16 protein-coding genes are annotated in these 14,297 nt (G+C 62.0%); 9 read left to right on the top strand and 7 right to left on the bottom strand.

Going from position 1 to position 14,297, the window contains the following annotated elements; translation table 11 throughout:
- Positions 1–8: 8 nt before the first annotated feature.
- A complete protein-coding gene (locus G9X64_RS18360) occupies positions 9–725 on the bottom strand; it encodes an SDR family oxidoreductase (protein ID WP_171377131.1) in 717 nt (238 codons plus the stop codon).
- 115 nt (positions 726–840) lie between these two features.
- Here G9X64_RS18360 and G9X64_RS18355 point away from each other — a divergent pair, with 115 nt between their 5' ends.
- The 3 genes from G9X64_RS18355 (at position 841) to G9X64_RS18345 (ending at position 4,745) form a co-directional block, all read left to right on the top strand.
- The gene (locus G9X64_RS18355) at positions 841–1,725 is read left to right on the top strand and encodes a helix-turn-helix transcriptional regulator (RefSeq protein WP_171377180.1); all 885 of its coding nucleotides are present in this window, start codon (positions 841–843) and stop codon (positions 1,723–1,725) included.
- A 153-nt stretch (positions 1,726–1,878) separates the two neighbouring features.
- The gene (gene ggt, locus G9X64_RS18350; RefSeq protein WP_171377130.1) at positions 1,879–3,615 is read left to right on the top strand and encodes a gamma-glutamyltransferase; all 1,737 of its coding nucleotides are present in this window, start codon (positions 1,879–1,881) and stop codon (positions 3,613–3,615) included.
- Between the two features lie 155 nt (positions 3,616–3,770).
- Positions 3,771–4,745, top strand: a complete 975-nt coding sequence (locus G9X64_RS18345; protein ID WP_171377129.1) for a threonine ammonia-lyase — start codon at positions 3,771–3,773, stop codon at positions 4,743–4,745.
- Positions 4,746–4,801: 56 nt separating this feature from the next.
- Here G9X64_RS18345 and G9X64_RS18340 read toward each other — a convergent pair whose 3' ends face one another.
- Positions 4,802–5,599, bottom strand: coding sequence for an SDR family NAD(P)-dependent oxidoreductase (locus G9X64_RS18340; RefSeq protein WP_168308532.1), 798 nt, complete (start codon positions 5,597–5,599; stop codon positions 4,802–4,804).
- 127 nt (positions 5,600–5,726) lie between these two features.
- On the opposite strand from G9X64_RS18340, the gene G9X64_RS18335 reads away from it, so the two are divergent.
- Positions 5,727–6,671 (top strand): GlxA family transcriptional regulator, encoded by a 945-nt coding sequence (locus tag G9X64_RS18335; protein WP_168308533.1) that lies wholly within the window; start codon positions 5,727–5,729, stop codon positions 6,669–6,671.
- Between the two features lie 141 nt (positions 6,672–6,812).
- On the opposite strand, the gene G9X64_RS18330 is transcribed toward G9X64_RS18335, so the two are convergent.
- The gene (locus G9X64_RS18330; protein ID WP_171377128.1) at positions 6,813–7,619 is read right to left on the bottom strand and encodes a phytanoyl-CoA dioxygenase family protein; all 807 of its coding nucleotides are present in this window, start codon (positions 7,617–7,619) and stop codon (positions 6,813–6,815) included.
- A 230-nt stretch (positions 7,620–7,849) separates the two neighbouring features.
- Entirely contained in the window at positions 7,850–8,746 is an 897-nt protein-coding gene (locus G9X64_RS18325) for a LysR substrate-binding domain-containing protein (protein ID WP_168308535.1), read from the bottom strand.
- Positions 8,747–8,863: 117 nt separating this feature from the next.
- Between G9X64_RS18325 and G9X64_RS18320 the strand changes: the two genes are divergently transcribed.
- Both G9X64_RS18320 and G9X64_RS18315 read left to right on the top strand, forming a co-directional pair.
- The gene (locus G9X64_RS18320; RefSeq protein WP_168308536.1) at positions 8,864–9,283 is read left to right on the top strand and encodes a tautomerase family protein; all 420 of its coding nucleotides are present in this window, start codon (positions 8,864–8,866) and stop codon (positions 9,281–9,283) included.
- Positions 9,284–9,314: 31 nt separating this feature from the next.
- Positions 9,315–9,872 carry a DUF4865 family protein gene (locus G9X64_RS18315; RefSeq protein ID WP_168308537.1) on the top strand — a complete coding sequence of 186 codons (558 nt, stop codon included), beginning with the start codon at positions 9,315–9,317 and terminating at the stop codon, positions 9,870–9,872.
- Between the two features lie 2 nt (positions 9,873–9,874).
- On the opposite strand, the gene G9X64_RS18310 is transcribed toward G9X64_RS18315, so the two are convergent.
- The 3 genes from G9X64_RS18310 to G9X64_RS18300 all read right to left on the bottom strand — a co-directional run bounded on the left by G9X64_RS18310 (position 9,875) and on the right by G9X64_RS18300 (position 12,565).
- Entirely contained in the window at positions 9,875–10,510 is a 636-nt protein-coding gene (locus tag G9X64_RS18310; RefSeq protein WP_171377127.1) for a LysE family translocator, read from the bottom strand.
- A 130-nt stretch (positions 10,511–10,640) separates the two neighbouring features.
- Complete coding sequence (gene pyk, locus G9X64_RS18305; protein WP_168308539.1) at positions 10,641–12,080, bottom strand: pyruvate kinase; 1,440 nt, start codon at positions 12,078–12,080, stop codon at positions 10,641–10,643.
- On the bottom strand, positions 12,080–12,565 hold the full coding sequence (locus G9X64_RS18300; RefSeq protein ID WP_171377126.1) for a DUF1036 domain-containing protein: 486 nt from the start codon (positions 12,563–12,565) through the stop codon (positions 12,080–12,082). Before G9X64_RS18300 ends, pyk begins: the two co-directional genes overlap by 1 nt.
- Positions 12,566–12,767: 202 nt before the next feature.
- On the opposite strand from G9X64_RS18300, the gene G9X64_RS18295 reads away from it, so the two are divergent.
- The 3 genes from G9X64_RS18295 to G9X64_RS18285 all read left to right on the top strand — a co-directional run bounded on the left by G9X64_RS18295 (position 12,768) and on the right by G9X64_RS18285 (position 14,265).
- The gene (locus G9X64_RS18295) at positions 12,768–13,556 is read left to right on the top strand and encodes an N-formylglutamate amidohydrolase (RefSeq protein WP_168308651.1); all 789 of its coding nucleotides are present in this window, start codon (positions 12,768–12,770) and stop codon (positions 13,554–13,556) included.
- A gap of 48 nt (positions 13,557–13,604) precedes the next feature.
- Positions 13,605–13,910, top strand: a complete 306-nt coding sequence (locus G9X64_RS18290; protein ID WP_168308540.1) for a DUF1244 domain-containing protein — start codon at positions 13,605–13,607, stop codon at positions 13,908–13,910.
- A 91-nt stretch (positions 13,911–14,001) separates the two neighbouring features.
- Positions 14,002–14,265, top strand: coding sequence for a DUF2312 domain-containing protein (locus G9X64_RS18285; protein WP_003542853.1), 264 nt, complete (start codon positions 14,002–14,004; stop codon positions 14,263–14,265).
- Positions 14,266–14,297: the final 32 nt, after the last annotated feature.

The following is a 14,297-nucleotide window of genomic DNA, read 5'->3' as shown; positions in this document are numbered from 1 at the left end:
AACCTGCCTCACGCGCTGAGACGCACACCGCCGTCGCAGGTGACGACATGGCCGCTCATGAAGCCGTTTCCGATCAGGAAGGCGATCGCTTGGGCAATATCCTCCGGCCGGCCGACACGGCCGACCGGCGTGCGGCCGGCGAAATCCGCAAAGACGCTGCCGCGCTGCTCCGGCGGCAGGAAATTCCACCAGGGCGTATCGACGACCCCGGGAGAAACGCCGTTGACACGCAGCGGCTTCAGTTCGACGGCAAGCACGGGCACCATCGCCTCGATGCCGGCATTGATGGCCGCAAGCCCCGATGTACCGGGCATTGCAGCCTGCGCACTGACCGCGGAGACGAAGGTGATGCTGCCACCCGGCGGCAAGAACGGCAGGGCCGCCTGTGCCGCCGCGGCATGCGGAATGAGTTTGGTCTGGAATCCGGCGAGCAGATCCGCCATGTCGAGCGTGGCAAAAGGTCCGGCGCCATGGCCGCTGCCCATCGCCAGCACGAGATGACCGAACGCGCCGATGCCGGCGAAAGCCTCCCCGAGGCTGGAAAGCTGCGTCGCATCGAGCACGAGGCTGCGCAGATCGCCATCGAGCGAAGCCTTCGCCGCCGCCAGCTTTTCAGCGTCGCGACCCGCAATGATGACCGTATACCCCTGTTTCAAAAGTAATTTCGCCGTGGCAAGGCCGATGCCGGAAGAACCGCCGATGACGACCACATGCTGCAAAGACATGATGCTGCTCCTTGAATTGATCGAGCCGCAGACGCTTCAACAGCTGCGACACCGGCATCATGCGCGGCTCGGAAACGGCAAACAGTTCCAGTTTTATCCTAGTATCAATACTGATATGATCGCCGCCATGGACCAGCGATCCGACACATTCGAAGCCCGCCGCCGTGAATTCGCAGCCTTCCTGCGCTCCCGTCGCGAGCGGCTGACGCCCTCCGAGGTTGGCCTGCCGGAGGGGTTTCGCCGGCGCACGCCGGGTCTCCGCCGCGAGGAGCTCGCCATGCTCGCCGGCGTCGGCACCACCTGGTACACATGGCTGGAACAGGGCCGCGACGTCAGTCCCTCCGCACAGGTGCTCAATGCCCTTGCCGATGCGCTGCGCCTCGACGAGGTCGAGCGCCAGCATCTCTTCACCCTCAACAATCGGCAAGTGCCGCGGGCAGTATCGTCCGCACCCGAATGCGTCGACGAGCCGTTGCAACGCATGCTTACCAACCTTACTCACCAACCGGCCTATGTGCTCGGCCGCCGATGGGATGTGCTCGCCTGGAACCGCGCCGCCGACGTGCTTTTCGGTGGCTATGACACGCTCGATCGCGACGAGTGCAACATTATGCACCGTCTCTTCGTCGACCCGGCGCATCGCCGGCTGCTCGTCGATTGGGAATCGGTTGCTCGCGTCTCGCTGGCGATGTTTCGCGCCGATAGCGCGCGTTATGCCGGCGATCCGGATTTCGAGCGGCTGATCGCGCTGCTGAAGCAGGCAAGCGGCGAATTTCGCAACTGGTGGCAGCGCCACGAGGTCATCAGCCCGCTGTCCGGCATCAAGCGCATCGATCACCCCGTCAAGGGCCGCATGTCCTTCGAACATACCGGCCTGACACAGACGAACCGGCCGGAGATGAAGCTTATCGTCTACACGCCGCTCGATGACGACACCAACAGGAAACTTGCCGAACTCCTAGAACAGGATGATCTTAGGCCGGGTCGGCCTAAAATCTGAATCCTGATCTAAATTAAATGGTTAGAGGATGATGTCGTCCGAAAACCGCTTACACATTTCGGCATCATGCTCCGCATAAAGCGAATCCTTTGCATTGCCGCGGGCTGCGGCAGCCCCATATGTTTTCTATCATTGTCCATAGGAGGGGAAATCATGGGCCGTCTGCATATCGGGACGATCTCCGTCATATCAGCATTGTCGCTGAGCCTGACCTCGGCTTTTGCCGCCTCGCCTGCGCCCGTCGAAGCCGAGCATGGCATGGTGGTCACTGCCCAGCATCTGGCGACCGACGTCGGCGTCGACGTGCTGAAAAGCGGCGGCAATGCCGTCGATGCAGCGGTCGCCGTCGGTTATGCACTGGCGGTTGTCTATCCCTCAGCCGGCAATCTCGGAGGTGGCGGCTTCATGACCATCCGCCTGAAGGACGGCACGAAGACCTTCCTCGATTTCCGCGAACGCGCACCGCTTGCCGCCACCAAGACCATGTATCTCGACGCCAAGGGCGATATCGTGCCGCGTGCCAGCCTCGACGGTTATCTTGCCGTCGGCGTACCCGGCTCCGTCATGGGCTTCGAGACCGCGCGCGAGAAATACGGCAGCAAATCGCGCCAAGAACTGATCGCGCCGGCGCTCCGCTTCGCCAAGGAAGGTTTCACGCTGGAACAGGGCGACGCGGCAAGTTTCGCCGGCAACGCCAAACGCCTCGCCAAGGATGAACCCGCGGCAAAGATCTTCCTGAAAGCGGACGGCAAACCCTATGCTTCCGGCGAAAAACTCCAGCAACCGGACCTTGCCGCCGTCCTGGCAGGCATCTCCGAAAAAGGCCCCGACGCCTTCTACAAGGCCGCGCCCGCCGAGGCGATCGTCAAGGCGAGCCAGGCCAATGGCGGCATCCTCGCCAAGGAGGATTTCGAGCAATATGCGGTGCGCGAGCTGAAGCCAATCGAGTGCAATTACCGCGGCTACGACATCATCTCCTCGCCGCCGCCTTCTTCCGGCGGCGTCATCATCTGCGAGATCCTCAACGTTCTCGAAGGCTATCCGCTGTCCTATCTCGGCTATAACTCGGCCGAAACCGTGCACATCATGGTCGAGGCTATGCGCTATGCCTATGTCGACCGCAATGCTGCACTCGGCGATCCCGATTTCGTCGAGAATCCGGTGACAAAACTACTCGACAAGAAATATGCTTTGGAGATCGCAGCCAAGATCGACCCTTACAAGGCCGGCACCTCGGCGAACCTGAAACCGCTCGGCGGTAAGGAAAGCACCGAGACGACGCATTATTCGATCATCGACGACGAGGGCAATGCGGTCGCCGTCACCTATACACTGAATGGCTCCTTCGGTGCCGCCGTCGTAGCCCCCGGCACCGGTGTGCTGCTCAACAACGAGATGGACGACTTCACCTCCAAGCCCGGCGTGCCGAACCTCTACGGACTGGTGCAGGGCGAGGCCAATGCCATCGCCCCGAAGAAGACGCCGCTCTCCTCAATGAGCCCGACGATCGTCACTCGGGACGGCAAGCCCTTCATGGTGATCGGCAGCCCCGGCGGCTCGCGCATCATCACCATCACGCTGGAGGCGATCCTCAACGTTGTCGATTTCGGCATGGACATCAGCCAGGCGGTCAATGCTCCGCGCATCCATCATCAATGGCAGCCCGACAAGGTCTTTCTCGAACCGTATGCAGTTTCGCCGGATACGGAAAAGACGCTCGCCGCCATGGGCTACAGCTTCGATGGCGGCAATGATGCGCCGCAATGGGGCCAGGCCGCCGGCATCCTCGTCGGCGGCAAAAGCCTTGCGGCCATCGCAAAAGGCGGCGGTGCCCGCTATAATGGCGCCATGGACAGCCGCGCAACGGAAGGGTCGGCAAGCGGCTACTGACGCTTCGCGATCGCCTGATCAAACAGTCGGCGGAAGCGCAACGCGGCTCAAGAAGCAGCGGTGGCACCATTCATGTCACCGTGACAAAGTCGCCGTTCACAATTGGCTTGCCGCGCCCTATGCATGGGCGAACCCGCAAGCAGAAAGATTCCCGAATGGCCAGCATTGAAATGATTGTCGCAGCTCGCGCCCGTCTGCGCGGTCATGCAAGGCGCACGCCGCTTCTCTCCTCCCCTTTCCTCGATGAGATCGCCGGCCGGCGTCTGTTCGTGAAAGCGGAGTGTCTGCAGCATTCCGGCTCGTTCAAATTTCGCGGCGGCTGGTCGGCCGTCTCCGGCCTCGATGCTGTGGTACGCTCGAAAGGCGTCATCGCCTTCTCCTCCGGCAACCACGCCCAGGGCGTTGCGCTTGCGGCCAAGCTGCACAATATCCCCTCCGTCATCATCATGCCGAGCGATGCGCCGAAGCTGAAGATTGCCAACACCCGCGCCTTCGGTGCCGAAGTGGTGCTCTACGACCGCGTCAACGAGGATCGCGACGAGATCGGCGCGAGGCTTTCGGCCGAGCGCGGCCTGACGCTGATCAAGCCCTTCGACGAACCGCTGGTCATCGCCGGTCAGGGCACGACCGGTCTTGAAATCTCCGAACAGGCCGAAGAGGAAGGCGTGATATCAGCCGAAGTCCTCGTGCCCTGCGGCGGCGGCGGATTGACCTCTGGCATTGCGCTCGCCCTTGAAGCCAGCGCCCCCGGCTTTCGTGTCCGCCCCTGCGAGCCCAAGGATTTCGACGACACCACCCGCTCGCTCGCCTCCGGCAAGATCGAACGCAACGCATCGGTATCAGGCTCGATCTGCGATGCGATCGTCACGCCGCAGCCGGGCAACATCACCTTCCCGATCCTCAAGCGCCTCGCCGGCGCCGGCATCGTCGTCACCGACGATGAAGCGCTGCGCGCCATGGCACTCGCCTTCACACGGTTGAAGATTGTCGTCGAGCCCGGCGGCGCCGTTGCGCTTGCTGCCGCCCTCTTCCATGGCGACGCCCTGGAAAGCGACACGATCGTCGCCGTCACATCGGGCGGCAACGTCGATGCCGATATTTTCTCCACCGCCTTGGAACGCTTCGGTTGAGGTAAGTGCCCAACCATCCGCAGCATATGCCGCAGATGGTTTTTGTCAGCAAACCATTATGCCAGCTTGTAACGCTTGGCCGGCAAACTGCGAGACAGGTGCGGAATCAATGCCTGGCGCGCCTGCTCGTAAGCAGAAAGCAAGCCTGCATCCTCAAGCGCCGGAATCGTTGCGAACTCACCCTGCTTAAGGCCGGCGAGCGAGGCATCGACCATGTCTTCGGCCGACATTACGATCTCGTTCGGCAGATGCTCTATCGGCGTGCCGGCAATGCCCCAGAATTCCGTCGCTGTGGCGCCCGGTAGCACGGCCTGTATACGGATGTTCTTCTCCGTCAGTTCATGCTTCAGCGACTGGCTGAAGGCAAGCACGAAGGCTTTCGTGGCGCCATAGACGCCGTTCAGGCGCTCTGGCGCGATCGCGACGATGGAAGCAATGTTAATGATCGTGCCACCGCCGCGGGCAACGAAACCGGGAACGGCGGCATAGGTCAGTCGCATCAGCGCCGTCACGTTGAGTTCGATCATCTTCTGCATCTTGTCGACATCGGCGGCGAGCAGCGGCGCCGTTCCGCCAACGCCGGCATTGTTGACCAGAAGCGTGATGCTCCGGTCTTGCTTCAGCACGCCTTCGACACGGGCGAGGTCGGCCGTGTTGCCGAGGTCAGCCACAACGGTCTCGACCGTCCTGCCCGTCTCCTCAGTCAGCCCGCTTGCCAAGGCCTTCAGCCGCTCACCGTTGCGGGCAACGATGATCAGGTCATAACCCTGCTTTGCCAGCCTGTGCGCATAGACTGCTCCGATGCCCGAGGATGCGCCGGTTACAAGCGCCGTGCCCTTATGTTCCTGTATCATGATCTATCTCCTCGCATGCGCCGGCCCGATGCCTTGCGCTTGAGGAGAGTCTTACGCTCGATTGCGTGCGTCCTGAATGTCATATATACCACTTTTCAGGACATCCTCTTTTACGAAGGTGATGATCGTGCAGCAAATCGGCTTTCTGCTCTATCCCGGCTTCCAGATCATGAGCCTGGCAGCCGTCTCCGCCTTCGAGTTCGCCAATCTCGAGCTTGAGGAAAAGGTTTACGAGATCCGCTACCTCTCCGAAAATGGCGGGCCGATTGCCAACTCGCTTGGCATGATGATGGAGACGGAAGCCTTTGGCGACCCAGAGCTCGACACGCTGATCGTGGCAGGAGCGCCCGGTATCAGGCTGCCGAATGCCGCAGAAGCCGACTTCATCCGCGCAGCTCTGCCGGCCGCGCGTCGTCTGGCCTCGATCTGCACCGGTGCCTTCTTTCTCGCTGAAGCCGGCATCCTCGATGGCCGCCGCGCGACGACGCACTGGTATGTCTCCCGCGAATTGCAAAGCCGCTATCCCAAGATAAAGATGGAAGAGGACCGGATCTTCATCATCGACGGTTCCATCTGGACCTCGGCCGGCATGACGGCCGGCCTCGATCTGGCTTTGGCGATGGTCGAGAAGGATCATGGTTTCGAGGTGGCGCGCGCCGTTTCCCGCAAGCTCGTCGTCTATCATCGCCGCGCTGGTGGCCAGTCACAATTTTCCGCCCTGCTGGAACTGGAGCCTAAATCGGACCGCATCCAGAAGGCGCTCGCTCACGCCCGCAGCAATCTGAAATCGGCGCTTTCAGTCGAGGAGTTGGCGGAAGCCGCTCATCTCAGCCCCCGCCAGTTCAGCCGCGCTTTCCGCGCCGAAACCGGACAATCGCCGGCCAAGGCCGTCGAGAATCTGCGGCTGGAAGCGGCCCGTCTGATGATGGAGCAGGGCCGCCACCCGATCGATATCGTTGCCCGCGAAACCGGCTTTGCCGATCGCGAGCGCATGCGCCGCGCCTTCCTTCGCGCCTTTGGCCAGCCGCCCCAGGCAATTCGACGCGCCGCCGTGCAGGAACAGCAGATCTGATGCACCCGGCCTGCTGCCTAATTCCTTAAATCGGATTCGATTTAAGGATAAAATTATGCAGCAATTCAAAGCGCTACAGCGTCCTTAGCGCGTCTGAAACGACGCGCGGCGCTGTCGGCGGCCGGATGCATCATGTCTCGACTACTGCTCCTGAAGCGCCCGGCGGATCGCGGTCTCGACCGGCGAATAGGCACCGTCCTTCCGTTCAAGCCGAAGAGGTTCGGCAGGTGCAAGGCCGGGCTGCGCCATGAAACGCGGCTCCTTGCCGCGATGCATCTGCGCTGCATGGATGAGGAACGGATGGCACAGATAGACCGTGCCCGCCAGGCCCGTCGCTAACGCCAGCGGACGGTCTTCTCCCACATGCTCCAGCCAGAGATGCGCCATCCCCGCTTCCCCCGCCGGCGCTAGAAGACGAGCAATATCCTTGTGAGAACCGACGCGGATACGGGTCGGCGCATCCTCCTCTCCGACATCCGAAAACAGGAAGAGCATGAGGAGCGCCCGCCCGCGCGAGGTGATGTTCACCCGCCAGGCAGAAAAATCCCGCTGCTCGTCCGGATCGGAACCCTCGCCGGGAAAGCTCAGATCGACATGCCAACCGGCATCGCCGGGATCATCGGGATGGGGAAAGCGGACCGGGAAACTGCCAAGCCCACTGCGCGGCTCCCAGCGCCCGGTGCCGACGAGCTGATCGAAGGCCGAATGCAATACCGGCGTGTTGACGGCTTTCTCGAAAGGTCCGCCGCCATAACCGGCAAGCCGCACCACTGGCTGCGTCCACGTCCTTGGATCATCCGCATCGAAGGGAATATCGCGCCACATGATGGCACGAGCTTCCTTGGCCAATTCGCGGGAAAAAGCATCGTCGATCCTGACGAAACCATCCTCGATGAATCGCTCGATCTGCGCAGCACTCAGTGCCGGCGGGTAAACATTTGATGTCATGACATATCTCTCTATCGCCAAACCTGCCCGGCCCTTTCCTTGGCCAGATGCAGGGTGGTTACATCCACGGCAACGCGCCAGCCACAACGGCTGGTCAGCGGCCGCATCTTCTGATGCCCGAAGGCAGAGCCTTAGAGGCTCAAGAAGAAGACCGAAGCGATATTGAGGGTGAACGTCTTCATAGCGATTCGAGGCTACAGGCTTGTGCCCAAAGGGTCAATGCGGAGATGTCAAGCCAACACCTCGCGCAACGCGCCATGCACCGACTGAAGCACGAGCTCGGCAAGGCGGGCCGCAGCCGGTTGCGGTTCGGCTTCCGCCCGATGCAGGACCAGACCGAGCTTCGGCAAATCCGGCAAGCCGATTGTCTCCGGCGCGAGCGGCCGGACCTTCGCCGGCAGGCCGATCGGCGTGCGGATGGTGAGGCCGAGGCCTGCCGCCGTCGCGGCCCAGAGACCGCCGAGACTGGGACTGACGAAGGCGAGCCGCCAGGACATGCCCGCCTCATCAAGTGCCTTGGTCGCCGCGCTGCGTAGCAGGCACGGCGCCTCCAGCGAAGCGAGCGGCATCGGCCCGCCGCTTGCGGCTTGCCAGCCCGGCTGCCCCTCGGAAGGTCCGATCCAGCGCATCGGCACTTCGCCGATCCGCTCGCAATGCGCCGTCAGCGTGCCGTCGCTCCAGGCAAGCGCCAGATCGAGCTTGCCTGATGTGACACGCTCGAGCAGTTCGGCATTGCGCACCACCCGCGCCTCGATCCGGACCTTCGGATGGGCACGCGCGAAGCGGCCAAGCACCTCCGGCAGCAAGGTCTCGCCGAAATCCTCCTGCAGGCCGAGCCGCACCCAGCCTTCCAGTTCAACGCTGTTGACGGCCGCAGCCGCCTCGTCGTTAAGCTCCAGCAGACGCCGGGCATAACCGAGCATCGTCTCACCGGCATCGGTCAGCGCCAGCCCGCGCCCTGCCTTGCGGAAGATGGGCGTGCCGGCCTGTTCCTCCAGCTTCTTCAGCTGCGCACTCACTGCCGAGGTCGAACGCCCGAGCCGCTCGGCCGCCTTGGCGAAATTGCCAAGCTCCATACCGGTCGAAAAGGTTCGAAGCACATCGAGATCGAAGTTCGTCCGTCGCATCGCATAATCCCGTTTTTAAGGATCATTAATTCATAAAATTCTGATTTTCAGCATCATCGTGCCGTGCGATGGTTCTGCTGTCAAGGCCGACCGACGGCCTGAACCATGGAGATTCCGATGCCCTTCGTTCGCATTTCCCTTCGCAAAGGCAAGTCGCCGGACTACCTCATGGCACTGGCCGACAACATTCAGCGCGCCTTGGTCGAGACCTTCGACGTGCCCGAAAACGACCGCTTCCAGACCATCCACCAGCATGACGAGAACGAATTGATCTTCGACCGCAGCTATCTCGCCGGCCCGCGCTCCGACGATTTCGTCTATATCTCGATCACCATCGGCAGGCCCCGCACGGTCGAGACGAAGAAGACGCTCTATCGGCGGATCGTCGATCTCCTCACTCAATCGCCAGGCCTTCGGCCCGAAGACGTTATGATCGTCATCAGCACCAGCGCCCCGGAAGACTGCTCCTTCGGCAATGGTATTGCCCAGATGACCGACCCCGACTGGCGGCTGCACACGGCCGGAGGCGGGCAATGAGGAAATGGAGGCAACCCGTGGAGGCACGATCATGATCGCCATGCAATACGGCTTCACCCTGCCCGCCGATTACGACATGTCGATCATTGACCGCCGCGTCCGCGAAAAGGGTCCGTTACTCGAGGGCTTTCCCAATCTCGGCTTCAAGGCCTATCTCAGCGCCCGCAAGGGGGAGTTCGGCAGCCACGACAATCTCTATGCGCCCTTCTATCTCTGGCAGAGGCCGGAAGGAGCAAGCGACTTTCTGTGCAGCCCAGGTTTCGAGGCTCTCACCAGCGCCTTCGGCTGGCCGCGGGTGAGGACCTGGATCGTCTGGCAGGCAGAAATCTCGCCTGATATCGCCTCAGCCAGGTTCGCCACACGCGATATTCTGCAAACGGAGGCTTACGCGCCGGTTGCCAATATCCGCCGTACCGAAAGCGCAGAGGCTACAGCCGACGTTGCCACAGGCGCAGCACTCGCCTCCGTCTCCGGCTTCGAACCGACGACCTGGACGCGGGTGCGCTTCAGGCTCTGGCGGGAGATTCCCGAGATCGGTGAGCACACGCAAGCCTATCGCGTCGGTCATCTATCCCTGGCTCGACCCTGAACTCAGACGGTCGCCCGGCGATAGAAGGCGAGTGAGCCGGCAAGCGCCAGCAGCGCGCCACCGCAGGCCCGCTCCAGCCACATGGCACCCGAGGTTTTCAGGAAACGCACCGCCTGCGAGCCGAAGAAGGCGTAGCCGAACATGATGAGGAAATCGAGCGCGGCGAAGACAAGGGCGAGCAGTATATATTGCGTCGCCTGCGGCATGGTCGGATCGATGAACTGCGGCAGGAAGGCCGAAAAGAACAGGTAGCCCTTCGGATTGGTCGCCGCGACCATAAAACTCTTCAGTCCGATCGAGAAGGCCGAAGTCGCGCCCGAAGGCGCGCCGGACTTCAACGCCGCATCGATCGTGCCCTTCGAACGCAGCAGCATGATGCCGAGAAAAGCGAGATAGGCGGCACCCGCCCATTTCAGCATCGAGAACCAGAATTCCGATGCGGCGAGCAGCGCGCCGAGCCCGATCGCCACGGCGCCGATCAGCACGAAATCGGACAGCACCGCGCCGATCATGCCGGCAACTGCGCGGCGGAGGCCATGCCGAGAACCGTTGGTCAGCGCCAACAGCACCGTTGGCCCCGGCGTCGCGATGCCAACGGAGGAAACGGCCGCAAAAGCCAGAAGCGTGACGATATCCATGATGCTCCTCCGAACCCTGCCCTAGGGACCGAAACTTGCACGCGCCGCCAAGCTTGGCAATGCCGGTCCGTCAACGAAAAAGCCCGCCGCCTCTCCTCAGGCAGCGGGCTTTCGAAGGGATGCGATTGGATCAGACGCCGCTCTGGCCGTCGGAGCCGATATAGGCGATGCGGATCATGTTGGTGGCGCCGGGCGTGCCGAGCGGCACACCGGCCGAGATGATGATGCGGTCGCCCGGCTTGCCGAAGCCTTCGTCCGCGACGATGCGGCAGGCGCGGTTGACCATGTCGTCGAGATCTGTCGCGTCATGGGTGACGACGCAATGCAGGCCCCAGACGACGGCAAGACGGCGCGCCGTCTTGATGATCGGCGACAGCGCCAGGATCGGCACCTGCGGACGCTCGCGCGAGGCACGCAGGCCTGTCGTGCCCGACGAGGTATAACAGACGATCGCCGACAGCTTCAGCGTTTCGGCGATCTGACGGGCGGCAAGCGAGATCGCATCGGCGCCGGTCGCTTCCGGCTGGGCACGCTGCGCATAGATGATGCCGGGATAATGCGGCTCGCGCTCGATGGCGGTGGCAATCGACGCCATCGTCGAGACCGCTTCGACGGGATAGTCGCCCGAGGCCGATTCGGCCGAGAGCATGACGGCATCAGCACCTTCGAAGACGGCGGTCGCCACGTCGGAAACTTCGGCGCGTGTCGGTACCGGCGCTGAGATCATCGATTCCAGCATCTGGGTGGCAACGACCACCGGCTTGCCCGAACGGCGGCAGGCGCGGATCAGCTGCTTCTGGATGCCGGGAACCGATTCGAGCGGCATTTCGACGCCGAGATCGCCGCGGGCGACCATCAATGCGTCGGAAAGCTCGATGATTTCCTCGATGCGCTCGAGAGCCTGCGGCTTTTCGATCTTCGACATCAGGCCGACGCGGCCACGGGCGATCTTGCGCACTTCGGCAAGGTCGTCAGGACGCTGGACGAAGGAAAGCGCCACCCAGTCGACATCATCGGTGGCAAGCACGGCGTCAAGATCGGCGCGGTCCTTGTCCGTCAGCGCGCCGACGCCGAGCAGCGTGTCGGGAAGGCTGACGCCCTTGCGGTCGGAGATGCGCGTGCCCGAAATAACAGTCGTGACGATGCTCTTGCCGTCGCATTTTTCTGCGCGCAGGGCGAGCTTGCCGTCGTCGATCAGCAGACGGTGGCCGGGCTGCACCGACTCCAGGATCTCGGGGTGCGGCAGATAGACGCGGTTCTGATCGCCGAGGGCTTCGTTGTTGTCGAGCGTGAAGGTCTGGCCGGGCCTCAGATCCACCTTGCCGTCGACGAACTTGCCGACACGCAGTTTCGGTCCCTGCAGGTCGGCGAGAATGCCGATCGGCCGGCCGGAGCGTGCCTCGACCGAGCGGATGCGCTGGATGAGCGTACGCATCATGTCGTGGCTCGCATGGCTCATATTGATGCGGAAGACATCGGCACCGGCCTGGTGCAGCTTCTCGATCATCGATTCCTCGGAGGAGGCTGGCCCGAGGGTGGCGAGGATTTTAACTTTGCGATTACGCTTCATCAATTCTGGCTTTCTTGCGTCCCTGGGGTGTCGGAGAGCTGAACCATCCAGCTACCCTGGCGGCCCGTATCATATTCCTTGAATCCCATCTTCTGGTAACCGCGGGCATAACAATCCTGCACACCCGAGATCTTGAATTCATTTTCCGCCACGCACATGTGCACGTCACCCGTCCATCGTCCTCCCCGGGCGGCGTCCTCTGCGTAGAGGTAATAATAACGCGACTGCAATTCTCCCTCGATCAGCGTGGCGCAGGTCGTTGCCGGCACCTGCCACCAGCCCTCCGTCACCCAGCCATCCTTGGCCCGGTATCCGATCGCGACGCCGACGAGATTCTGTGTTCCGTTGCAGACGCGAAAATCGGCGCGTGCGGCATCTGCGATGAAAAACGGCATGGCGGCTGCAAGAGCGAACAAAGCGAGACGGACCAGCGGTCCGGACCGCGTGAGGAAACTTGGCGCGGCTTGGATCAACACGGCTCCCAAATAGCTCCACGGTTATTCGTATCCGTGTCTTCTTGCGCCGCCGTCAAGCGAAAGTCAACGCAATGCTAATCGATTATATTTCCTTTCATAATCCACCTGTCGAGGGTCCGGCTCAACCTCTCCTCGCCCGCCACGCTTGAACCCGCCGCAGGTACATGCGATCACTGCGCCCGACGGCGCAAATGACGAACGGCAATTCCTGATGGACGACTTCCAATCCTTCGAAATCCTATCCGGCAAACATGACAAAGGCATGGTGATCCTCGCAGATCATGCGATGAACCGCCTTCCCGCGCGATATGGCCGGCTCGGACTGCCCGACGCGGCCTTCGCCCGCCACATCGCCTACGACATCGGCATCGAGCGCCTGACGCGGCAGCTTTCGGCGAAGCTCGGCGTTCCTGCCGTGCTCGGCGGCTTTTCGCGTCTGCTGATCGATCCGAATCGCGGTGAAGACGATCCGACGCTAATCATGAAGATCTCCGACGGCGCCATCATATCAGGCAATCATCCGATCACACCGCAGGAATGGGACTACCGCATCGAAACCTTCCACCGCCCCTATCACGACGCTGTCGCCGCAACGATCGACAGCGTGGCGAATGCCACCGGCAGGGCGCCGCTGGTGCTGTCGCTGCACTCCTTCACGCCGGCCTGGAAAGGCATTCCCCGTCCCTGGCACGCCGCCGTGCTTTGGGATAGCGACCATCGCGCCGTCGGCCCGCTGCTCGACATGCTGCGCGCCGACCCCGATCTCGCCGTTGGCGACAACGAACCCTATGACGGCGCACTGAAGGGCGATACCATGTACCGCCATTGCATGATCACAGGCATTCCGCATGCGCTGCTCGAAGTGCGGCAGGACCTGATCGCAGACGAGACCGGCATATCGGCATGGGCCGAACGCCTGGCGCCGATCTTTGCGGCGATGAATGCCGATCCCGCCTTGCACGGATACGACGTCCATTTGTCGCGCACCGGCCCCTATTGAACGAAGGCCAATTGAACGAAAGGCCTCACTTTAACGAAAGGAAGCGAGATGACCGCGCTCAGCAAGGAACAACAGACCGAGTTCGAAGCTGCCGCCTTCCGCCGCCTCGTCGCACATCTTCGCGAACGCAGCGACGTTCAGAACATTGATCTGATGAATCTGGCCGGCTTCTGCCGCAACTGCCTGTCGAACTGGTATCGCGAAGCCGCAGAAGCCGAAGGTCTCCCGGTTACCAGGGACGAATCGCGCGAAATGGTCTATGGCATGTCCTATGAGGACTGGAAGAATCTTCACCAGAACGAGGCCTCGCCTGTGCAAAAGGCTGCTTTTGAACTGAACAACCCACACAAATAGCTTGGCTGGCCGCGAACAGGCTTGACCGTGACGCCGCTTCGCGGCAGTCACTGGCATCCAAAATTGATCACCGAAAAATCAGGAGAACACGATGTCTGATGCTCATGGCGTCGCCCGCGATCAGCTTCGCGCTTTCATCGAGCGCATTGAACGGCTGGAAGAAGAAAAGAAGACCATCGCCGACGACATCAAGGACGTCTATGGCGAAGCCAAGGGAATGGGCTTCGATACCAAGATCCTGAAGAAGGTCGTGGCGCTGCGCAAGAAGGACGAGCAGGAACGCATGGAAGAGGAAGCAATCCTCGACACCTACCTGCTCGCGCTCGGCATGATCGAGTCGCCGCCGGAAGGCTGATCCGCCGACATCGCCGATATCGACAAGCCGCC

It is taken from the genome of Rhizobium sophorae (genome assembly GCF_013087515.1).
In the GTDB taxonomy this organism is placed as follows: Bacteria; Pseudomonadota; Alphaproteobacteria; order Rhizobiales; family Rhizobiaceae; genus Rhizobium; species Rhizobium sophorae.
This window is presented reverse-complemented; position numbering and strand designations above follow the sequence as displayed.